The sequence below is a fragment of the Flavobacterium artemisiae genome (genome assembly GCF_042678225.1).
Taxonomy (GTDB): Bacteria; Bacteroidota; Bacteroidia; order Flavobacteriales; family Flavobacteriaceae; genus Flavobacterium; species Flavobacterium artemisiae.
Window position 1 is genome coordinate 28,101 of record NZ_JBHUDZ010000012.1, and the last position, 22,321, is coordinate 50,421.

The following is a 22,321-nucleotide window of genomic DNA, read 5'->3' on the forward strand; positions in this document are numbered from 1 at the left end:
GCATGAAAGAAACCAAACATATATCAAGATCAAGAGCACAGGAATCATCTGCTGCTATAGAAAAAATGTACATTACAATGCGCCATTTATTCAACCGAGGTTTTTACAAACCAATGGGAGTTTCTGGCGATAGTTTAAGAGAATCATTATTGGCATTACGCCCTGAAATCTACGGGAATATAGCGGAGGAAAAAGTAGAACTTAACGGACTTTTGTACGTTATTGAACGTCTTCCGATAGGAATTGAGCAATGCCGATTCATCAATTTAACTTCAGACGAAGGTTATTCTAAATCACATTTTCAGCCGATAGTTCCTCCAAAAAGAAGAAGAAACTGCTACAGAATTGATGAAGAACAGATGAATGTCGAAATCACGCGCGGCCGTTCAGATATTTACGATATTCTAACGCATTTGACTTTTATTTTCATCGAATCTCACAAAATCAAAAATAGAGTTTTAATAGACGATGGAGGAGAAGTGTCTCGCGATTGGCAGAAATTGGAACAAGCCATCATGCAGACTAAAAAACTGACGCAGATCGAAAAGGAAAAAGCCATTTCTCACGTAGCAAATATTTTAGCCAGAACATTCGAAGAAGTTTTGGATATTTACGATGCTTTTGGTTCAGAAACTGCACCAGATCGTTTCCTGCATGTTATTTATTGGTTAGGAAAATTAGCAATCGAAGAAATTGTAGAAAACAATAAACGTACAATTACTTTTAGTCCAGTTTTACGTGAGCGTCTAGGACATCACATTCATGGAGAAATTTGGGCGACCAATATCAAAGAAGTTTTAAAAGCAAACGATTTATTGAAAAGACCAATTCACGTTATCAGTGCAAATATGCATAGTGTGATGAATTCGATTTTTGCAACACCGTTATTAAAAACAAAATATAAGGGAAAAACAGATTTCTTTATTTATGAAGAATTAAGTGGTTCAGCTTCTAAAGAAATAAGATCTCAGGTAGAAGAATTGGCTCTGAAAAACGGAATGATTTCGCTTCCTGATGGTTCAGGAACGAATATCGATGTTCAGATTTTTGATACAGCCAAAATTGACTGGGCAAAAACAGCATTTTCTCATGCCAACGTAGGCGAAGAAAAACCAGTAATAATTGTAATGGATTACGCTTTTGGTGAGCAGGCTTACGAAACAATCGATGAGCTTTTAAAACCGTTTAAAAAAGAAACTTTACTAAATGTAAAATCGGTTTCGATTATGGGTAAAGCTGGAATTCTAGAAGGAGGAAAGGGCGATATCATGATTCCGTCGGCGCATATCAACGAAGGAACGGCTGATAATTATTTCTTCGAAAATGAATTAACAGGTGCAATGTTCGAAGGAAATGATATTGATATTTACGAAGGCGCGATGGTTACCGTTTTGGGAACATCATTGCAAAACAGAGATTTATTGAAATTTTTCCACGAATCTACTTGGGGCGTAATTGGTCTTGAAATGGAAGGATCGTATTATCAAAAAGCGATTCAATCGGCATCAAAAATTAGAAAAAGTGTTCCTCATGATATAAAAGTTCGTTACGCTTATTATGCTTCGGATAATCCATTAGAAACAGGAAGTACTTTAGCTTCTGGCGGATTAGGAACAACTGGTGTAAAACCAACGTATTTAATTACAATCAAAATTTTGGAACAGATTTTTAACATCAAATAAAAATTCTTAATGAGCACAAAAATACCCCAAACCGAAGAGAATCAAGAGATTGATATTTTTCAGCTTTCAAAAAGCATCAATGGCTTTTTTGACAGACTGGCAGCAGGTATATTCAATATAATTCAGTTTTTTATAAAAAGCTGGATTATCGTATTGGTTTTGGTAATTCTAGGTTTTGGTTTGGGATGGTATTTAGATTCTAACAAAAAGACGTACGAGAACAAAATCATTGTCACGCCAAATTTTGGAAGTGTCGATTATCTTTATTCTAAAATCGATTTAATACAATCTAAAATTATTGCCGGGGATACAGCTTTTTTGAAAAACGAAGTAGGAATTTCTAATCCAAAGTCTATTAAGAGGATAGAAATAAAACCCATTGCCGATGTTTATCAATTTATTGAAGATAAAGAACAAAATTTTGAATTGATAAAATTGATGGCTGAGGTTGGCGAAGTCAAAAAAGTGCTGGAAGACAATGTAACGAGTAAAAATTATACTTTTCATTCGATTTCTTTTGTATCAAATGGAATTACTACTGATAAAGACATTGTTGCGCCGTTATTAAAATACCTAAACAGTTCTGAATATTTTAATGCACTCCAAAAAATTGGATATAAAAATCTAGAACAGCAGATTGTTCAGAATGACACGATTATTTCCCAGATAAATCATGTTTTAAATAATTTTTCGAGTACTGCTAAAAACGGATCGAAAAACGATAAACTGGTATATTATAATGAAAATACACAGCTTAACGACATCATAAAAACAAAACAATATCTGATTATGGATCAAGGTAAAAACAGATTAAAACTCCTGAGTTACGATAAGACAATTAAGGAAATCAATGCTGTTTTAAATATTAACAATACTAAAATAACCAGCGGTAATTTTAAATTTTTACTTCCGGTAATTTTTATCTTGATTTTTGTCTGCGTTCATTTATTTCAGAAGTTTTATCGCAGAGAGGTTTTAAAAGCCAATCTTAAATAATAAACAGTTGAAAACAAATAGAGTTTTTGAAAAAGTTTCTAAAAATCCATTCTTAAAGCAAAGTTTAGGCACTTTATTTTTACGAATTTCAGGGGTTCTTTTGTTATTCGGTTTCACGGTATTTTTAACCAAAAACTACAGTCCAAAATTAGTAGGGCAGTATGATTTTGTTCGATCCTTTCTTTTAGCTGTTGGCAGTGTTTGCCTTTTGGGTTTCGATCAGTCTATTTTATATTTTAGAGGACGGCTTGCCAGCCAGAATGCACTTGACCAATTAAAGAAAGTCTACCTTAAAATGATTGCGTTGCTGTTATTGACTTCAATTACAGTATTACTTATTATATTGCTTTTGAACGAGCAGATTGTAAATAATTATTTTTCGGACAATGAAGTATATCCGATACTGCTGAAAGGCTCGGCTGTACTATTTTTTCATGGTTTATCTCTTTTAAATGTTGAGGTTTTAAGAGCTCAAGATAAGTTGTATGTGGCCGAATTATTTCGAAACATCATCAAATATATTCCATTAATAGCTGGTGCTGTTGTTTTGTTTTATTGGCAGAAACAGGACTATTTGGTTGATGTTTTTTTGATTGGATTTGTTTTTTTGGCATTCTTTTCTGCCGCTTTTGTTTTCAATTATTTTAATAAAATAGTTCCAGCAGCATCAAAAGATATTTTTGCGACAAAAGATATTTTTACTAAATCATATCCTATTGCCATCAGTGGTATGGCCATGTTTTTGTTGATGTCTTTTGATATTATGTTCTTAAAAAAATATTGGAACGATGAAACGGTTGCTTTTTATTCTGTTGGCGTAAAAGTTATGACAATTGTTTCAGTAATCATTTTGACCATAAATATTACGGTTTCGGCTAAAATTGCAGAGTATTTTTCCAGTCATAAAATGGAAGAACTTACAAAAACGGTTCGCAGCAGTTCTCGAATGATTTTTTCAATTACCTTTCCTGTAATTGTGGTCATTAGTATTTTTTCTGAACAGGTTTTGTCCTTTTTTGGACATCAATATATTGCAGGACAGCAGGCTTTTTTGATTTTAATTATCGGTCAGGGAATTTGTTCTGCATTTGGTTCTGCACCTGTTTATTTAAATATGACGGGCAGACAGCATATTTTTCAGATTATTTTGATTTTAGCGGTCATTATAAACTTTACTTTAAATCGGTTTTTGATTCCTGTTTACGGAATGACAGGCGCCGCAACTGCCTATGCAGTAAGCTCTATTTTCTGGAATCTTGTTTCGGCGGTTGTGATTTATAAAAAGGATAAAATCAAGATTTTTATACATTAGAAAATGATACAAGTAAAAAGGACAATTCAAAAAAATACTGCAGCATTTTTGCTCATTGCGATGGCAAATTTGGTTATTGCATTTTTGTCTTTTTTTGTCCTTCCGCCTAAGTTTTTCTATGATGCTGCTATTATTGCGTATGATAAAGGAAATGAAATAGGATATTTTGGAAGTTATCCGCTGACAATTTTACTGTACAAAATTTCAGGTTTTCGTTATCTTCCTTTTCCAATTATTGCACTAATTCAGTTTCCAATATTGATTTATATTCTTTATAAAATTGGAGTTCCAGACCATTTCGAAAAAATAAATGTCAAGAACATATTGGTGTATTTGGCAATATTTATGATGGCAATATTTATGTCAATGCCATCAAAAGAATTTGTTACCTTTTTGTATGTTTCGCCTATTGTTTTTATGTGTTTAAACAATCACATTTCGATAAAAAAGACGCTGTTTTATACCATTTTACTTCTGGTGATTTTTGGTGCCTTTTATCGTCCTTATTATGCGCTGATTCCTATAATTGGCGGTGGAATGTATGCAGTAAGCAGAATTACGTTTAAGAATAAAACCATAACATCTATTTTTTATGGATTGCTGATTGCTGTTTTTCTGTCTTTCAGTCATGGAATTATAAAAGGAAAATACCTTTCAGAAATCAGCCGTGAAGTGGTAAACAGTGATAGAGTAGGATCTGCAGATGCGAATTCGATCATAATTTCTCCTGTAAAAACAGATACTTGGTATGGAGAAACGATAGGTATTTTTTATGGTTTTTTTACTGTGAATGTTCCAATTAATGGATTAAAACATATACTTTCACCACAGATTATAGTTTTTATTATCTGGCAGCTTTTGTTGTTTTATATTCTGCTGGTTCGTTTTTCTAAGTGTTTAAAAGATAGAAAAAACTACCCAAAAGAGCTTTTGGTTTTATTGATTATCTTTTCTTTTTTTATTGTACAAGGTGTTTTTGAACCCGATTTAGGAACAGCGGTACGTCATAAAATCGGTATTTTTCCTTTAATTTATTTTGCGCTGTATTATGAGCATTTCAGAAAAAAACTTCAGTAAAATATTTCATGTTTTTTTGTGCGTAATTGCAGTGTCGATTATTTTCAGAAAACCATGTTCTTTAATCATTATTATCTTTGGAGTTTTTAATTTGCTTTTTTTTAAAAGATTAAAATTCAGTAAAAAAGCGTTGATTTTAATACTTTGTATTGCATCACCGATTCTATTAGAAGTAATAATGTTTTGGAATAACGATTCATTTGCAAAAGGATTCAAAGCTTTAGAAAAAAGTACTTCGCTTCTTTTGTTTCCTATTTTTATAATTGGAAATTTTCAACGTATTCAGTTTATAAAACTTACCAAAATTTACAGTATTTTGATGACCATTTTAATGCTGTTTTTTTTCATCAGATTTAATCTTCTTTTCCCAGAATTATTAACCAAATATCTTAACGGTGTAGATCTTTGGGAAATGGGTTATCAGTTTTCGGATAGTCTTGGTATTCATGCGCCTGCGCTTAATATGCATTTGGCATTTGTTTCGATTTGCAATCTCTATTTTGTTTTTTCGAGTTTTAAGAATCATGAAAAATTAGGGATGAAATCAGTTCATCTTTTACTTTTTGGAATGTCATTTTTCTTTGTTCTTTTTGTGAATACCAGAATGGCGTTATTTAATGCATTAGCTGGTTTTGTAATTGTTTTTATTTTTGAAATTAAATCACATTTTAATACAAAAAAAATCATAATTACGGGAGCTGCAACCGTATTATTACTTTCGGGAATTTTGTATTTGTTCGTTGAGAATAATCCTTACATGAAAGAAAAATATTCATCGGTAACATTTGCCTATATGGATAAAATTGGAAAATTGGACGAAATAGATCATCCAGAAATTAAGGTTTTTAATTCATTTGTTACACGACTTTCAATATGGAAATCGGCTTGGGAATTGTCTGTAAAAAACCTTCCTTTTGGAGTTGGAGCTTCTGACGGAAAACCAGAACTATTTAAATATTACAAAGACACCAATCAGCAGTTTTTAGCAAAATTTGAGTTCCCGACACACAATCAGTTTCTGGATTTTTTATTAAAGTTTGGAATTCTCGGACCTCTGGTAGTTGCGCTTTATATTGGTACGATTGGCTATTTAGGTTTCAATTTAAAAAATGGAATTATAGTCTCGTTTTTCTTTTTGTTTTTTACCTCAAACCTGACAGATGATTTCCTGCTCCGTTTTGACGGAATTGTCTTCAGCGGATTTTGGTCTTCTATTTTTGCGGGTTTCTGGCTGCAGAAAAAGACTCTTGATAAAGCGCCAGAAGTTGTCTAAAATTTTGATTTTTATCGAATAATTCAAGCGTTCTTTCAAATCCATTTTTACCGAATTCCATTCTTTTTTGTTTCTCTTTTAATATTTCAAAATAAGAATCAAGTTCTCTAATATCATCAAATAAAAATCCAGTTTTGTTGTGAACTACAGCATCTTTATTCCCGATAATATTGGTTGCAACTACTGGTTTTTCGAGTACCATCGCTTCTAAAACTGCAATAGGGAGACCTTCCCAAAGAGAAGTCTGCAGGTAAATGTCAATTGAATTTAAAGTTGAAAAAACTGTTTTTTTATCTAAAATCCAATCTGTGATCTTAATATTTGGAGCCGTTATTGAATGCGCTTCTTCACCCCCCCCAATCCAAATAAAATCAAAGTCTGGAAAGCGAAGTGCAATTTTGTTAAACAATTCAGGGTTTCTTGCCGCAGTAATTCTTCCTAAAATACCAATCGTCAATTTTTTGTTTTGATGAGGTAAAAAATATTGACGGATATTGCTTATGTCAACACCATTTCGAATCAGTTTTACGGGACCAATTTCTTTAGCAATCTCCAGCTCAGTATCACCGCAGGCAATAATAGTTCCACCAAAAATACGTTGAAAACTCTTCTCGATTAACATATATAATTTTCGCGAGCGATTGGATATATCGGTTCTTAAGAAAGCATAACCATGCGGGCTGTAAAAAATCTTCTTTTTTCTGAATAATAAAAAAGAAGAAGTTCGACCAAGAACACCCGCTTTTGAAGAATGAAGATGGATGATATCAGGATTTATTTTTCGGAGTATCTGTGTTAATTTAAAAATAGATTTTAAATCCTGAAATGGTGCTATTTCTCTCACCATATCAATATGAATCAGCTGTACTGAGGTCGAAAACTCTGCATTTACTTTGGCTTGATCAACCCCATTTCTATGACCGCTGTAAATAATAGTCGTTTCTTTTTTTTGTCTTATCTCTTCATTGCCAAAGAAATCAGACAAATCTTTAAAATAACTATAAACGCCACCTTCTAATGCTTCAACAATGTGTACAACTCTCAAAACAGATCAAAATTAGTTTTCGTAAAAGTAAACTAAAACTAATTAATTTATGAATTAAAAAGAATAATCTCTCAAAAGCTAATGTTTTAGTAAATTTAAAAGGGGTTTTATTTTATTAAATTTGTGCATATTTGCAGAGATTATCAAAACTAAGATCACAAAAGCATTATGAAAAGAATACTCATTACCGGAGCAGCAGGATTTTTAGGATCACATTTATGTGATCGATTTATTAAAGAAGGATATTTTGTGATCGGAATGGATAATTTAATTACAGGAGATCTTAAAAATATTGAACATTTGTTCAAGTTAGAAAACTTTGAGTTTTACCATCACGATATCACAAAATTTGTTCATATTCCAGGCGAATTAGATTATATATTACATTTTGCTTCACCAGCAAGTCCGATAGATTATTTAAAAATTCCGATTCAGACGCTTAAAGTGGGATCTTTAGGAACGCACAATTTATTAGGTTTGGCTAGAGTTAAAAAAGCCAGAATTTTGATTGCATCAACTTCAGAAGTTTATGGAGATCCGTTGGTACATCCGCAGACAGAAGAGTATTATGGAAACGTAAATACAATTGGACCGCGCGGTGTGTATGACGAAGCCAAACGTTTTCAAGAATCGATCACAATGGCTTACCATACTTTTCATGGTGTAGAAACCAGAATCGTTCGTATTTTTAATACTTACGGTCCAAGAATGCGATTAAATGACGGACGAGTAATTCCAGCCTTTATCGGACAAGCTTTACGTGGAGAAGATTTAACCATTTTTGGTGACGGAATGCAAACGCGTTCTTTCTGCTACGTAGATGATCAAGTTGAAGGTATTTTTAGATTATTGCATTCAGATTATGTATATCCTGTAAATATTGGAAATCCAGACGAAATTACAATCAAAGATTTTGCAGAAGAAATTATAAAATTGACAGGGACAAACCAAAAAGTAGTTTATCATCCACTGCCAATAAACGATCCGTTGCAGCGTCAGCCCGATACTACAAAAGCCAAAGAAATCTTAGGATGGGAAGCGAAAGTAAACCGAGCTGAAGGAATGAAAATTACGTACGATTATTTTAGATCACTTTCTAAAGAAGAACTTTCTAAAGAAGAGCATAAAGATTTTTCTAGCTATATTAAATAAATACACTGCTTAAAATTTAGCAGTTTGAAGAGCAATTATGACCGTGGTTCATACAGGAAGATACTCAAAGTTTATCAGGCCAATTAGTATCTTAATTGACTTGACGGTTATTTTATTTTTCAGCTTTTTTTTGTTTAAAGACTTAGTTTCTAATGTGTTAATTTTAGTCTTTTATCAATTCATCAGCTGGGGCTTAATTGCGTATACCATAAATTTTTATGATGTATATCGTTTTACAGCACCACTTGAGATAGCTTCAAAAATTATAAAACAAGGAATACTATTTCTGCTTATTACAATTGCTTTCTTTCCATTTTATAAAGATGCCGTTTTTAGTGAAAAAAACATTTCTATTTTTATAATTCTAACTATTGTTTTGGTAACGGTTTTTAAATTTTCGTTGTTTTTTTATTTGAAAGAATACAGGATTATTACCGGAAGTAATTACAGAACAGCAATCATTATTGGTTTTACTCCCGAAGCAATTAGACTTAAAAATCTTTTTGAAACTAGAAAAGATTACGGATATCGTTTCTTTGGCTTTTTTTCGGATAAAAAAACAAACCATGATATTACAGGGAAACTAACCGATTTAAAATCTTTCGTTGTTGAAAATGACGTAGATGAAATTTATTGTTCTTTGAAAGAAGTATCCAATAATTACCTAAAAGATCTCATGGAATTTGCAGATGAGAACAACAAAACAATAAAGTTTATTCCGGATACAAAAGAGATTTTTTCGAAGAATTTAAAGATAGATTATTATGATTTTTTTCCAGTTCTTTCGTTAAAGCAAACCATGCTGAACGAACCAGAAGTAAAATCGTTTAAAAGACTTTTTGATATTCTTTTTGCTCTTTCGATCATTGTTTTCGTTTTATCATGGATTACACCTTTGCTGGCTATTTTAATCAAATTAGATTCAAAAGGCCCAGTATTTTTTAGACAAGGAAGACCAGGAATAGATGAAAACGAATTTATATGTTATAAATTCCGTTCAATGCGAATGAATAAGACGACAGAAAAAGAAGCATCAAAAGACGATCCGCGCGTAACAGCATTAGGAAGATTTATGCGAAAAACAAGTATTGACGAACTCCCTCAATTTATTAATGTCCTGTTGGGAGATATGTCGGTTGTTGGTCCGAGACCGCATCTTTGGTCACAAAATAAAGAATACGGTAATAAAGTTAAAAAATACATGATACGCCATTGTGTAAAGCCCGGAATTACCGGCTTGGCGCAAATCAGCGGTTCGAGAGGCGAAATTACCAGTGATAGAGACATGATCAACAGAATTAGATTTGATGTTTTTTATATCGAAAACTGGTCGCTGTTTTTAGATTTAAAAATTATTTTTCAAACCATTATTAATATTTTTAAAGGAGATAAAAAAGCATATTGATGAACGATTTAGTATCTATTTTAACACCCACATATAATGCTGAAAAGTTCATTCAAGCAACTATAGAATCTGCCCTAAATCAGACTTATCAAAACTGGGAAATGATTTTGGTTGATGATGCTTCAACAGATAAGACAGTTGCTGTTATTGAACAATATGCTCAAAAAGATAATAGAATAAAACTCTTTAAATTACTAGAAAACAGAGGAAATGGTTTTGCCAGAAACGCTGCTTTAGAAAAAGCGGCAGGAAAATATATTGCTTATCTAGACGCTGATGATTTATGGTTTCCCGAAAAATTAGAAAAGCAAATACAGTTTTTAAAAGCAAATAATTTACACTTTACTTTTAGCTTTTACGATTCTATTGATGAAGAAGGAAATGATTTAAACCGAAGAGTCGAATCGCCAAGTCCTCTTACTTACAAACAATTGTTTTTCTGTAATTATATAGGTAATCTGACTGCCATTTACGATGCAGAGTATTTTGGAAAAATTATTCTAGAATCGTCACAAAAACGTCAGGATTGGAGAATATGGCTTACCATTTTAAAACAAATTAAAATTGCAAAACCAGTTTCAGAACCTTTGGCATTTTATAGAATTAGAAAAGATTCTATTTCGGCATCAAAATTTAAATTAATAAAACACAATTTTGGAGTTTACCGAGAATTTCATGGTTATAATTTTGTGTTTTCAGTTTTGCTGATGATGAGGTTTTTGTATACGCAGTTGATTGTAAAAAAACGATACATAAATAAAATTTAAAAATTGGAGGTCGCAATTTGCGACCTTGAAAAAATTACTTTTTATATCCAATCTTGGTTCTTTCAGTTTCATTTTCTTTTTTCTCGGCTAATTCATCCAAATAAGAAAATACCAATTCTATATTTTTATCATGATTCTCTAACTTCTTCTGAATCTGAAGAATATCAACTTTAATTTCAGTTGTATCCAAAAGCATTTGTCTCACTTTCGTAAAAATCCTCATAATTTGAATATTGGTTTGAATGGCTTTGTCGCTTTTTAGCACACTTGACAGCATTAAAACGCCATGTTCAGTGAAGGCAAAAGGTAAATATTTCTGATGTTCTCCACGTCCTTTCTTTAAGGTCGCAAATTGCGACCTTAAAGAAACGTATTCATTTTCAACTAATTGAAACATGAAATCTTCGGGAAATCTAGATAAATTCCTTTTAACTTGTTCATTTAATCGTTTAGTTTCAACTTCATAAAGAGAAGCTAAATCAAAGTCTAGCATCACTTTTTGTCCACGAATAAAATATATTTTGTTAGAAATGGTTTCTTCAGAAAGTAAAGATTGGTCGTCCATAAGTTTTTAAATTAATAAAAAACAAATGTAAGATTTTATTTATATTATAAATAAGATTTAAACTGCTTTAATTTTCCTCTATTAGTTCTTTCTAAAACATTTTTTCTGGTAAAAGTAAAGTTTAAATTAGGTTCTAAATATATAGCAATTGCGTCTCCAATTTTTTTAATTTGCTCCGAATTCAATTCATTTTCAGAAACATACTCAATTTCAAAAGAATCTAATTTGGTTTGTTTGATGATGAATTCTTTCACATTTCCATCATCTTCAATAATACTTTTAGTAACGTAATAAAATGTCAAACCAGGCGATTTTTTTCCGCTCGGCAGGATTGCAACATCATTGGTTCTTCCAATAAGTTTTTTAAGAATTGGTTTTTGTGGCGTGCTTTTTTCGTCTAAAATTCCAATGTCGCCAATTTCATATCTGATAAACGGATTTGCTTTATTGAATAAAGAAGTAATCACGATTTTGCCTTCTGTTCCATGTGGAACAGGATTGTTATTTTCGTCTAAAATTTCAACAAAAAGCGTTTCAGCATTAACCTGCCATTCACCTTTTGGATTTTGAAAAGCAATTAAATCCAATTCAGAAGCGCCATATTCATTGATAATAGGAACTCCGAATTGTCTTTCTAAAAGTATTTTATCCAATTCAAAAAGCATTTCAGAAGTAACAAAACAAGCTTTAAGAGTTGGACAAATTTCTTTGAGAACGATGTTTTTCTTTTCTAAATATTTAGCAAACAAAACGATAGAACTTGTATAACCGTTGAGGTAATCGAATTTTTTGGTTTTGAATTTCTGCAGAAATTTTTCTAGAACTTCATCAGATAAATCAAACACTGGGAATCGAAAACGGCGACTCAAAAAATCCTTTAAACGCTCTTTTCGATAACCGATAAAATCCATTGGAATTCCATAAAAACGAGCTTGATACGATTTGTTAAAATCAATCCCAAACCAACCAAAACGCATAATATTTGATGCCCAAGTTAAAGCGTGTGAATATTTGTCTTTAGCAAAAACAAATGGAGTGCCGCTAGATCCTGAAGTTTTGTTGAGGTAAACCTTTTTAACTGGATATCCTTCTGAAAGTCTTTCTGAAAGAGGTTTTTGAAGATTTTGTTTGTTCAGAATCGGAAGATCTTCCCATTTCTCAACAATTTTACCACCTATCAATTCGTTATAAAAAGGATTGTTTTTTAGATGAAAATCGACAATTTCTTTCTTTTTATTTTGAAGAAAAACAGCGTATTCTTCTTCAGATAAATTTATAATTTGATTCAATTCGGTTTTAGCTTCCTTGATCGGAAAACCATTTAAACGAAGTGTAATATCGAAGAGAGAAATCATCTGAGGCTAAATTTTCGTCAAAAATAATATTATCCCATAACTAACGACGAAGAATGCATAACTTTTTAAGATTAAATTATTTTTTACGTTCAAAAGCAATTATTTTTGCACCACAACTAAATACAACAACACCATGACAATTTTACTATTGGGTTCGGGCGGAAGAGAGCATGCATTTGCATGGAAAATGACTCAGAGTCCACTTTGCGAAAAACTTTTTGTAGTACCTGGAAATGCAGGAACTGCTGCAATCGCTGAAAACGTTGCCATTTCTGCAACCGATTTTGAAGCAGTAAAAGCACTTGTGCTTAAAGAAAATATAAGTTTAGTAGTCGTAGGACCAGAAGATCCGTTGGTAAAAGGTATTTACGATTATTTTAAAAACGATGAAAGTTTAAAAAATATTCCTGTAATCGGGCCGTCAAAACTTGGGGCGCAATTAGAAGGAAGTAAAGAATTCGCAAAAGAATTCTTGATGAAACATAATATTCCAACTGCATCTTACGATAGTTTTACTGCCGAAACGGTTGAAGAAGGATGTAAATTTTTAGAAACATTACAGCCTCCGTACGTTTTAAAAGCAGACGGATTAGCAGCAGGAAAAGGAGTTTTGATTATTCAGGATCTTGAAGAAGCAAAAACCGAATTAAGAAATATGTTGGTTCATGCTAAATTTGGTACAGCTAGTTCTAAAGTAGTTATTGAAGAATTTTTGGACGGAATCGAATTAAGCTGTTTCGTTTTAACTGACGGAAAAAACTATAAAATCCTGCCAACAGCCAAAGATTATAAAAGAATTGGCGAAGGCGATACAGGTTTAAACACCGGTGGAATGGGAGCCGTTTCTCCAGTTCCTTATGTTGATGCCGTTTTGATGGAAAAAATTGAAACGCGTATCGTAAAACCAACAATCGAAGGTTTCCAAAAAGACGGAATCGAATATAAAGGTTTTGTTTTTATTGGTTTAATCAATGTGAAAAACGAGCCAATTGTTATTGAATATAACGTTAGAATGGGAGATCCGGAAACTGAAGTTGTGGTTCCGAGATTAAAATCAGATTTAGTTGAATTGTTCTTATCTGTTGCAGATCAGAAATTGGGAGACTTTAATCTGGAAGTTGATTCAAGAAGTGCAACAACTGTAATGGTAGTTTCTGGCGGATATCCTGAAGATTTTGAGAAAGGAAAAGTAATTTCTGGTTTAGAAAATGTTACTGATTCTATAGTTTTTCACGCAGGAACAAAATTAGATAGCGGAAATGTCGTTACTAATGGAGGACGTGTAATTGCTGTGACATCATATGGAGATAATTTCCAAGAGGCCATAAAAAAATCTTACCAAAACATAGATAAACTAAGCTTTGATAAGATGTATTTTAGAAAAGATATTGGTTTCGATCTAATTTAAAAATAAAATTGACCAACCCTTTTAATTAAGGGTTTGGTTTTTATTTTAAAAATGAATGAGCCGTTGTATCTTGGTTTTCTGTTCCAGCGTCATCAAAAATGCGTAATTGTTTAATCCAATAAACGATTGCACATGAACAGATGATCATAAAAATCCAGTTAATTGTGTTTGCACCAAACCAAGTAATTAGTTCTAAACGACGTAAAAAGTCAAGAGGTGCAAATAAAATGTTCACAAATAAGTATTGTATTCCTTCAAAAAAAGATGTCATAATTTTAAAAATTATATGTTATTTATTATTGTGTAACGCATTGAAGATAAATTCAGCCAGCTAAATCTTTTTTCAACTTGTTGGGTTTTTCCTTTTAAACAAGTATTATATTTACAATCACAAAAGTATAAAATATCCTTATGATAACAAGTGTTTTTAAAAAATCTACGCCATTAAATTATTCATTGGTTGTAATTTTAATACTGGTTTTCTTTTTTATGTTCCAAATTAAAGACCCAACTTGGGCAACTTCTTATTTTTTGGCTTTCCAAAAAGTAAGCTTGCTGTGCTTTGTTTTGGCGTCTTTTTTTATGATAAACTTCATAGTAAAAAAGAACGGACTCAGTAAAGACAATGGTTACGCGATATTTTTCTATCTTTTGTTCCTTTTGTTTTTTCCGACGATTTTTAATAACGCGAATGTTATTTATGCCAACTTTTTTATTTTATTGGCACTTAGAAGGCTAATTTCATTACAATCTTTAAAAGCTTCAAAAGAAAAAATATTTGATGCTTCATTTTGGATTTTTGTAGCTTCTTTATTTCAATTCTGGTGTGTTCTCTTCGTGATATTGGTTTTTATATCGATTATTTTTCATGTTTCGCGCGATTATAGAAACTGGGTTTTACCTTTTGTGGCGCTTTTGGGAGTAGCCATAATTTTCTTAATGATCTCATTAATGTTCCATATCGACTTTATAGCGTTTTTTCAAGAAAGAGCTGTAATCGATTTTAGGATTGATTATTTTAAAAATAATTACGAAAACGGAGCACTTTCAATATATACCGCAGTTGCTTTGTTTTTTGTGACTTCTATGTTAATGACATTATCAAACAGACCACAAATCGTACATACATCATACAAAAAAACTGTAGCCTGCTTTTTTATAGCAGCTTTTGTTTTTATCGTTTCGCCAAATAAAAGTAATGATTTACTGTTGTTTAGCATTGCGCCTTTAACAATTATGGCGACAAGTCATGTAGAGTATATGCAGCAAAAATTAAATAACGAAATTGTATTTTATATCTTGATTGCGTGTAGTTTATTTACTTTTTTCTCTCAGTTATAATTTACTTCCGTAAGCAAGATCGCCGGCATCGCCAAGTCCAGGAACAATGTAATTTTTCTCATTTAGTTTTTCATCTAGAGATGCCACCCATAAATGGCAGTTTTCAGGAAGGTGTTTTTCTAAATGAGCAATTCCTTCCGGAGCAGCGATAACAACAACAATATGAAATTCTGATGGAGCTGCATTTTCAATCAGTTTTTTATGAACAGCAACAATAGATTGACCAGTGGCAAGCATTGGATCAAGAAGCAGGACGGTTTTGTTGTTTAAGTTTGAAATGGCCTGATATTCAACCAAAATTTCAAATTCATCGTCATTGTTTGGATGATGTCTGCAGGCAGAAACAAAACTGTTTTCGGCATGATCAAAATAATTTAAAAAGCCATTATGAAGCGGAAGTCCAGCTCTTAAAATCGGACACAAAACCAAATCAGTTTCAATTTCGGTTGTTTTTTTAATCCCAAGAGGTGTTTGGATTTCAACCTCTTTATAAGGTAAAATTTTGCTTAATTCGTAAGCCATAATTTCACCAATGCGCTCAATATTTCTTCTAAAACGCATACTGTCATTTTGAACACTAATATTTCGAATCTGTCCTAAAAAATGATTTAAGACACTGTTATTCTCAGAGATATAATGGATTTTCATATTATTTTTTTAGAAGATCAATTCTTTTTTATGAAGAATTGAAAAATTAACCGTTTTTTTGAAACTATAAAAGTATAAAAAGTATCTTTGTTTAGTTAAAAAAATAAAAACATGTTTTCAAAATTAGCATATTCGGTTTTCGAGCAAAGTATCAAAGATTATCATCAGTTTGATAATGTTGATCAGCCAATAAACAATCCTTATCCAAAAGATCAGTTTGAGCATTTGTTATATCTAAAAAATTGGATAGACACAGTTCAATGGCATTTTGAAGATATTATTCGTGATCCGCAGATTGATCCAGTTGCAGCATTGACTTTAAAAAGAAGAATTGATGCTTCAAATCAGGAACGTACTGATATGGTTGAGTATATTGACAGCTACTTCTTGCAAAAATACAGCGATGTAAAAGTAAAAGACGGGGCAAAAATCAATTCTGAAAGTCCTGCTTGGGCATTTGACAGATTGTCAATTTTGGCTTTAAAAATTTATCATATGCATGAAGAAGCAACTCGTGCAGAAGCTTCGCAAGAGCATAGAGATAAATGTCAAGAGAAATTAAACATTCTTTTGGAGCAGAGAACAGATTTGTCTACAGCAATTGAAGAATTATTGACTGATATTGAAAATGGTGATAAATTCATGAAAGTGTACAAACAAATGAAGATGTACAACGACGACGAATTGAACCCAGTTTTATATCAAAACAAAAAATAATTTGGCAGACTTGTCGAACAAAATTAAGCATATAGCCGTCATGAGACTATCCGCAATGGGAGATGTCGCCATGACGGTTCCTGTTTTACGCGCTTTTGTAAAACAATATCCAGACGTAAAAGTGACGGTTATTTCTCGTCCATTTTTTAAACCTTTTTTTGACGGAATTCCGAATCTTGAGTTTTTTGCTTTTGATGAAAAAGAAAGACACAAAGGATTTTTTGGACTTTTAAAGTTATATTCTGATGTAAAAAAACTAAAAATTGACGCTTTTGCAGACCTTCATAATGTTTTAAGATCTAAGGTTGTGAGTTTGCTTTTCGCTTTAAGCGGGAAAAAAAGAGCCACAGTTGATAAAGGCAGAGAAGGAAAAAAAGAATTAACACGTGCTGAAAACAAGATTTTTAAACAACTGCCAACCATGTTCGAAAGACATGCAAAAGTGTTTGAAGAACTTGGTTTTCCAGTCAATTTTAAAAACCCTTCATTCCCAGAAAAAGCAGTTTTAAGCGCAGAAATTACAGATTTAATCGGAGAGAATTATCAAAAGCTTATTGGTATTGCTCCTTTTGCCCAATACGATTCTAAAGTTTATCCTTTGGATTTGATGCAGGAAGTAATAACGAATCTGGCCGAAAATAAAGACACTACGATCTTACTTTTTGGCGGTGGAAAAAAAGAAATAGAAATTCTAAATTCTCTTTCTGAGCCTTTTAAAAATGTAATAAATGTAGCCGGCAAAATTAAATTTCAACAGGAATTAAAATTGATTAGCAATCTAGATGTAATGCTTTCAATGGATTCTGGAAATGCACATATTGCGGCAATGCTTGGTGTAAAAGTAGTTACGCTTTGGGGTGCAACACATCCGTACGCGGGATTTTTACCTTTTAATCAAAGTTTAGAAAATGCATTGACTTCAGACCGAAATCAATATCCAAAACTGCCAACTTCGGTTTATGGAAATAAAATTGTCGAAGGTTATGAAGATGCTATGAGAACAATTTCTCCAAAGAAAATAATTGATCATATTCTGTCATAATTTTATAGAAATTTCAATAAAAAAATCCAAATCCCAATGTAACGTTGGGATTTGGATTTTTTTTATTTTTGAATTTTTATAAATCTAGAATAAGATAACCTAAAGCTTTCTTTTTGTTTTTGTCAACAACAACTTTTACAAAATGATTTTCTTTTTCAGTTGCTAATAGAATATGTTCAAAATCTTCGGTTGAATTTCTGTACACTTTATGAACCAGTTCAGATTCTTTAACTTTTTTAGATAAAATTTTAGCCGCTTTTAATTCGCTTACATAAGGCCAGATATTAAAAAAGCTTTCATTAGGAATTGATATTTCTTTCATTCCACCAATCATTGAAGAATTATATTTTTCTTCCGAAAGAAGTTTGGGCGCTTTTCTGTTTCTTCTTTTTTTAATAATAAAGTAAACGCAAAATAAAGATGTAACTACAAAAAGTAATATAAAAGTAAGGCGGAGGTAATGATGCATTGCCATGATAGTATGTTTTAAAAACGTTTAGACAATTATTTTTAATCACATACTAATATAGTAAAATTTAAGCACAATTTTTAAAAAATCACAAATATTTAAATATGATTTTTGAGAATTATTCAAGTGAAAGAGCAATAAGCTTCAAAATTGGAATTTGGATTTTTTTATTGGAATTTCACTCTATGGAATTTATCCAATCCAAATCTTCTCATCCTTGCAACGACTATAAATATATCCTTTTAGATCAGAAACTGTTGATTTATAATCTGGTGCATCATAACCAAAACGTTCGTGTTCCATTTGTTCTTTCTCTAAAGCTTCGCATCCTTTTATAACTTCTTTAATCATATCAATTAAAGCAAGTTCTTTATTATCCGTTTTTTGGAATTTTAATTCGACAACTTCATCTTGTAATTCTTCACAATAGTCAACAAGTTTTTGTACTTCTGGTTCGTCCAAAAGGTCTTCTTTATTTCTAAATATTTCTCGAATTGATTTCATAACAAATTAAATTTCAATTTTAAAATCCCAAATTCCAAAGATGCGAATAAAAAAAATTCCAAATTTCAACTTTAACATTGGAATTTGGAATTTTAAATTTTTTGGAATTTCTATATTTTAAACATCATCATAATCTACATAAATAGTCTCAGAAGTTGGATGAGCCTGACAGGTTAAAATTAAACCTTCGGCAATTTCGCTGTCAGTTAAAATAGAGTTTTTAGTCATTTCAGCAGAACCCGTCGTTACACGTCCTAAACAGCTGCTACAGATCCCGCCTTGACAAGAATATGGTGCGTCAACACCTTGTTTTAAAGCAGCGTCAAGAATAGTCTGTTTTTTAGACATTTCGAATGTTGTTTCTTCATCATCAACTAAAATCGTAATTTTTGTGTGTCCTTCCTGAGAACCTTGAATTACATTTTCTTCTGTCGAAGACGTAAAAAGTTCAAACTTAATCGCAGACTCTTTTACATTTTTCTCTTTCAATACATTAGAAACTGTATTGATCATTTCTTCTGGTCCGCAAAGGAAAAACTTGTCAAATTCAAGTTCTTTGTGTTTGTTATTCAAAACAAAATTTACCGCCGATTTTTCAATTCTTCCGAATAAAGCATTTTCGACTTTTGCCTGACTAAATACATAATGCACAAAAAATCTGCCTACATATTGTAGTTGTAAATCGTGTAATTCTTGATAAAAAATAGTTTGCTCTGGAGTTCTATTTCCGTAAACCAATACAAATGAACTTTTTGGCTCATTTTTTAAAACCGATTTTATTATAGAAAGAACAGGAGTAATTCCGCTTCCTGCTACAAATGCAGCATAATTTTTTTGTCTGTCTGCGTCTGGTTCAAAAGTAAATTTACCTTCTGGCTGGCCAACTTCTAGAACGTCTCCAGCTTTTAATTTTGCGTTTGCAAACTGAGAAAAAACTCCATTTTTTACAGCTTTAACAGCAATTCGTAATTCGCCGCTGTCAGGAGCAGAACAGATGGAATAAGCTCTTCTAATTTCTTGATTGTCAAGAGTTAATTTTAGATTAATATATTGACCTGCTATAAATTTATAGTCTGGTTTTAGTTCTTCGGGAACATTAAAAAGTACCGAAACAGCATCGGCAGTTTCGCGTTTTACCTCTTTAATTATGAGTTTTAAGAATGAAGGCATGATAGAATTTTTATGCAAAAGTAGCAAACGACTATTAAAAGTTTAGCACGAAATTATTTTTTTTAACTTTTTTTGTAACGTTTTCCTACATTTGGTCTCTTACTACAAAAACATAACCATAATAACCATGATTACAAAGTTTATTTATCTCGAATGGAAATCCTTTTTGAGATCGGCATCGTTTGGAACCAATCTGGCAATGAAGATCTTAATCGGATTTTTAATGATTTATTTTTCCTTGATTTTTATAGGAATGGGAGTAGGAGCATTTTATGTGCTCAAAAAAATGAATTTAGATCCTTTAGTGACAATTAATAAATTCTTGATTTATTATTTTTCTTTTGATTTGATTGCTAGACTTTTAGTTCAGGCAATTCCCGTTTTAAATATCAAACCTTTATTAGTATTGCCTATTAAGAAACCGACAATTGTTCATTTCTCATTAGGAAAAACAGCTTTATCTTTTTTCAATTGGGTGCACGCTCTTTTCTTTGTGCCATTTTCTGCAGTATTATTCTTAGAAGGATATGACATTTTTGGAATAATCTCTTGGCTGATAGCAGCTTTTTGTTTGGTTTACATCAACAATTTCCTAAATATTGTTTTAAGTAATATTGATAAACTATTTGTTGTTTTTCTAGGAGTTGTTATCCTTCTCGGAGTGGCGCAGTATTATAATTTATTTAATGTTACTATTTACACAACTCCACTATTTCAAGGCTTTTACGAAAGTTATTGGACTGCCGTAATTCCTGTTTTAGTACTTATTGGGTTGTATATTTTTACCTATAATTACTTCAAAAAAAATCTGTACTTAGATGCAGGACTTTCTAAAAAAGAAGACATTGCAACAACACAAAATCTGAGTTGGTTAAATCAATTTGGAACTTTAGGAACTTTTCTTAAAAATGATATTAAACTGATAAAGAGAAACAAGAGATCGAAAACTACTATTTTTATGAGTTTTATCTTTTTGTTTTACGGGCTTATCTTTTTCGGAAACTCGCATCAGCCAGAAGTAATGCAGATTTTTGCAGGAATATTTGTTTCGGGCGGATTTCTATTTGTTTTCGGACAATTTGTGCCGAGCTGGGACAGTTCATATTACCAATTAATGATGACACAGAATATTCCGTATCGAGGATATATTACTTCAAAATGGTGGCTTATTGTTATTGCCACTTTCGTATCAACAATTTTGGCTTCTTTTTATCTTTTTTATGGATGGGAAATTTATTTAACAATCGTTGTTGGAGCTGTTTATAATATTGGTGTCAATTCTCATTTGGTTCTTTTAGGCGGTGCTTTTACAAAAACGCCAATTGATTTAAGTTCGGCTGGAGGCGCGTTTGGAGACAAAAAAGCTTTTAATGTGAACGCGATGTTATTAAGTCTTCCAAAAATTTTACTGCCTTTAGGACTTTATGCTTTAGGACTTTATTTTGGAAATAAAATGATCGGCTTAGCATTGGTTGCCGGAGCAGGAGTTTTAGGATTTGTATTTAAAGAAAAAGTTTTTTCATTAATCGAAAAAAGATACAAAATAGAAAAATATAGTACGATAAGTGCTTACAAACAAAAGAGTTAATTAGAAAATTAGTCAATTAGATAATGAATCTAAAATCAACAATCTAAAATCTAAAATTAAAATGATACAAGTAAATCAACTTTCAAAAATATATAACGAAACTACAGTTTTAAATATCGAAAATCTAGAAATTCCGAAAGGGCAGAGTTTTGGATTGGTTGGAAATAACGGAGCAGGAAAAACAACTTTTTTTAGTCTGCTTTTAGATTTGATTCAGCCATCAACGGGAAATATTAAAACAAATGATGTTCAGGTAAATACGAGCGAAAATTGGAAATCTTTTACAGGATCTTTTCTAGACGAAAGTTTCTTAATTGGGTATTTGACTCCAGAAGAATATTTTTATTTTATTGGAGATTTACGCCATCAAAATAAAGCCGACATCGATGCATTATTGGCGCAGCATGAGGAGTTTTTTAATGGAGAAATTTTAAACAATAAAAAATACCTGAGAGATTTATCCAAAGGAAACCAAAAAAAAGTCGGTATAATTGCGACGCTTATCGGAAATCCTGAAGTGGTTATTTTAGACGAGCCTTTTGCCAATTTGGATCCGACAACAGTAAGCCGATTAAAAAAAATAATTAAAGATCTTGCAGATAATCCGAATGTTACAGTTTTGGTTTCAAGTCATGATTTACAACACACCGTAGAAGTTTGTGATCGAATTGTAGCTCTTAATAAAGGTGAAATTGTAAAAGATATTCAGACTTCAAAAGAGACCTTGCAGGAACTAGAATCGTTTTTTGCTGTTTAAGTATTTTATATTAAAAAAAGAAGCGTATTTTTACAAGTCATTATACTA

Annotated in this window: 22 protein-coding genes; 14 read left to right on the plus strand and 8 right to left on the minus strand. The window is 31.7% G+C overall.

All coding sequences use genetic code 11. The features are described from left to right. Positions 1–2 precede the first annotated feature (2 nt). The 5 genes from ACFSC2_RS10780 (at position 3) to ACFSC2_RS10800 (ending at position 6,340) form a co-directional block, all read left to right on the plus strand. Entirely contained in the window at positions 3–1,682 is a 1,680-nt protein-coding gene (locus ACFSC2_RS10780; RefSeq protein ID WP_379815426.1) for a DUF6909 family protein, read from the plus strand. 9 nt (positions 1,683–1,691) lie between these two features. After that, complete coding sequence (locus ACFSC2_RS10785) at positions 1,692–2,678, plus strand: hypothetical protein (RefSeq protein WP_379815425.1); 987 nt, start codon at positions 1,692–1,694, stop codon at positions 2,676–2,678. 7 nt (positions 2,679–2,685) lie between these two features. Beyond that, positions 2,686–3,990, plus strand: a complete 1,305-nt coding sequence (locus ACFSC2_RS10790) for an MATE family efflux transporter (protein ID WP_379815424.1) — start codon at positions 2,686–2,688, stop codon at positions 3,988–3,990. Between the two features lie 3 nt (positions 3,991–3,993). Then, on the plus strand, positions 3,994–5,067 hold the full coding sequence (locus ACFSC2_RS10795; protein ID WP_379815423.1) for a hypothetical protein: 1,074 nt from the start codon (positions 3,994–3,996) through the stop codon (positions 5,065–5,067). Between the two features lie 130 nt (positions 5,068–5,197). Then, positions 5,198–6,340, plus strand: coding sequence for an O-antigen ligase family protein (locus ACFSC2_RS10800; protein WP_379815422.1), 1,143 nt, complete (start codon positions 5,198–5,200; stop codon positions 6,338–6,340). Here the strand turns inward: ACFSC2_RS10800 and ACFSC2_RS10805 are convergent. Beyond that, a complete protein-coding gene (locus tag ACFSC2_RS10805; RefSeq protein ID WP_379815421.1) occupies positions 6,279–7,385 on the minus strand; it encodes a glycosyltransferase in 1,107 nt (368 codons plus the stop codon). The two genes, ACFSC2_RS10800 and ACFSC2_RS10805, sit on opposite strands and share 62 nt — an antisense overlap. A gap of 168 nt (positions 7,386–7,553) precedes the next feature. On the opposite strand from ACFSC2_RS10805, the gene ACFSC2_RS10810 reads away from it, so the two are divergent. Genes ACFSC2_RS10810 through ACFSC2_RS10820 form a run of 3 tightly spaced genes read left to right on the plus strand, consistent with a single transcriptional unit; the run spans position 7,554 to position 10,709 of the window. Then, positions 7,554–8,537: a UDP-glucuronic acid decarboxylase family protein gene (locus ACFSC2_RS10810; protein ID WP_379815420.1), complete on the plus strand. Its 984-nt coding sequence runs from the start codon at positions 7,554–7,556 to the stop codon at positions 8,535–8,537. Between the two features lie 37 nt (positions 8,538–8,574). After that, entirely contained in the window at positions 8,575–9,942 is a 1,368-nt protein-coding gene (locus tag ACFSC2_RS10815; protein WP_379815419.1) for an undecaprenyl-phosphate glucose phosphotransferase, read from the plus strand. After that, entirely contained in the window at positions 9,942–10,709 is a 768-nt protein-coding gene (locus tag ACFSC2_RS10820) for a glycosyltransferase family 2 protein (protein WP_379815418.1), read from the plus strand. The genes ACFSC2_RS10815 and ACFSC2_RS10820 overlap by 1 nt, the downstream gene beginning before the upstream one ends. A gap of 34 nt (positions 10,710–10,743) precedes the next feature. On the opposite strand, the gene ACFSC2_RS10825 is transcribed toward ACFSC2_RS10820, so the two are convergent. After that, a complete protein-coding gene (locus ACFSC2_RS10825; protein ID WP_379815417.1) occupies positions 10,744–11,274 on the minus strand; it encodes an ORF6N domain-containing protein in 531 nt (176 codons plus the stop codon). A gap of 44 nt (positions 11,275–11,318) precedes the next feature. Beyond that, positions 11,319–12,629, minus strand: a complete 1,311-nt coding sequence (locus tag ACFSC2_RS10830) for a phenylacetate--CoA ligase family protein (protein WP_379815416.1) — start codon at positions 12,627–12,629, stop codon at positions 11,319–11,321. Positions 12,630–12,762: 133 nt separating this feature from the next. On the opposite strand from ACFSC2_RS10830, the gene purD reads away from it, so the two are divergent. Beyond that, a complete protein-coding gene (purD, locus tag ACFSC2_RS10835; RefSeq protein WP_379815415.1) occupies positions 12,763–14,037 on the plus strand; it encodes a phosphoribosylamine--glycine ligase in 1,275 nt (424 codons plus the stop codon). A 40-nt stretch (positions 14,038–14,077) separates the two neighbouring features. On the opposite strand, the gene ACFSC2_RS10840 is transcribed toward purD, so the two are convergent. Then, on the minus strand, positions 14,078–14,308 hold the full coding sequence (locus ACFSC2_RS10840) for a DUF6341 family protein (protein ID WP_379815414.1): 231 nt from the start codon (positions 14,306–14,308) through the stop codon (positions 14,078–14,080). A gap of 140 nt (positions 14,309–14,448) precedes the next feature. Between ACFSC2_RS10840 and ACFSC2_RS10845 the strand changes: the two genes are divergently transcribed. Next, on the plus strand, positions 14,449–15,378 hold the full coding sequence (locus tag ACFSC2_RS10845; protein ID WP_379815413.1) for a DUF6427 family protein: 930 nt from the start codon (positions 14,449–14,451) through the stop codon (positions 15,376–15,378). Here the strand turns inward: ACFSC2_RS10845 and upp are convergent. Next, positions 15,373–16,026 (minus strand): uracil phosphoribosyltransferase, encoded by a 654-nt coding sequence (upp, locus tag ACFSC2_RS10850; protein WP_379815412.1) that lies wholly within the window; start codon positions 16,024–16,026, stop codon positions 15,373–15,375. The genes ACFSC2_RS10845 and upp overlap by 6 nt on opposite strands. Before the next feature lie 111 nt (positions 16,027–16,137). On the opposite strand from upp, the gene ACFSC2_RS10855 reads away from it, so the two are divergent. Next, entirely contained in the window at positions 16,138–16,743 is a 606-nt protein-coding gene (locus ACFSC2_RS10855; protein WP_379815411.1) for a DUF4254 domain-containing protein, read from the plus strand. A gap of 40 nt (positions 16,744–16,783) precedes the next feature. After that, positions 16,784–17,785 carry a glycosyltransferase family 9 protein gene (locus ACFSC2_RS10860; protein WP_379815410.1) on the plus strand — a complete coding sequence of 334 codons (1,002 nt, stop codon included), beginning with the start codon at positions 16,784–16,786 and terminating at the stop codon, positions 17,783–17,785. 76 nt (positions 17,786–17,861) lie between these two features. On the opposite strand, the gene ACFSC2_RS10865 is transcribed toward ACFSC2_RS10860, so the two are convergent. From ACFSC2_RS10865 to ACFSC2_RS10875, 3 genes are all read right to left on the minus strand, one after another. Continuing rightward, positions 17,862–18,260, minus strand: coding sequence for a hypothetical protein (locus ACFSC2_RS10865; protein WP_379815409.1), 399 nt, complete (start codon positions 18,258–18,260; stop codon positions 17,862–17,864). A 186-nt stretch (positions 18,261–18,446) separates the two neighbouring features. After that, positions 18,447–18,758 carry a hypothetical protein gene (locus ACFSC2_RS10870; protein WP_379815408.1) on the minus strand — a complete coding sequence of 104 codons (312 nt, stop codon included), beginning with the start codon at positions 18,756–18,758 and terminating at the stop codon, positions 18,447–18,449. Positions 18,759–18,875: 117 nt separating this feature from the next. Then, positions 18,876–19,928, minus strand: a complete 1,053-nt coding sequence (locus ACFSC2_RS10875) for a 2Fe-2S iron-sulfur cluster-binding protein (protein WP_379815406.1) — start codon at positions 19,926–19,928, stop codon at positions 18,876–18,878. Between the two features lie 127 nt (positions 19,929–20,055). Between ACFSC2_RS10875 and ACFSC2_RS10880 the strand changes: the two genes are divergently transcribed. Continuing rightward, entirely contained in the window at positions 20,056–21,516 is a 1,461-nt protein-coding gene (locus ACFSC2_RS10880) for a DUF5687 family protein (RefSeq protein ID WP_379815405.1), read from the plus strand. A 61-nt stretch (positions 21,517–21,577) separates the two neighbouring features. Continuing rightward, the gene (locus ACFSC2_RS10885; RefSeq protein ID WP_379815404.1) at positions 21,578–22,273 is read left to right on the plus strand and encodes an ABC transporter ATP-binding protein; all 696 of its coding nucleotides are present in this window, start codon (positions 21,578–21,580) and stop codon (positions 22,271–22,273) included. Positions 22,274–22,321 lie beyond the last annotated feature (48 nt).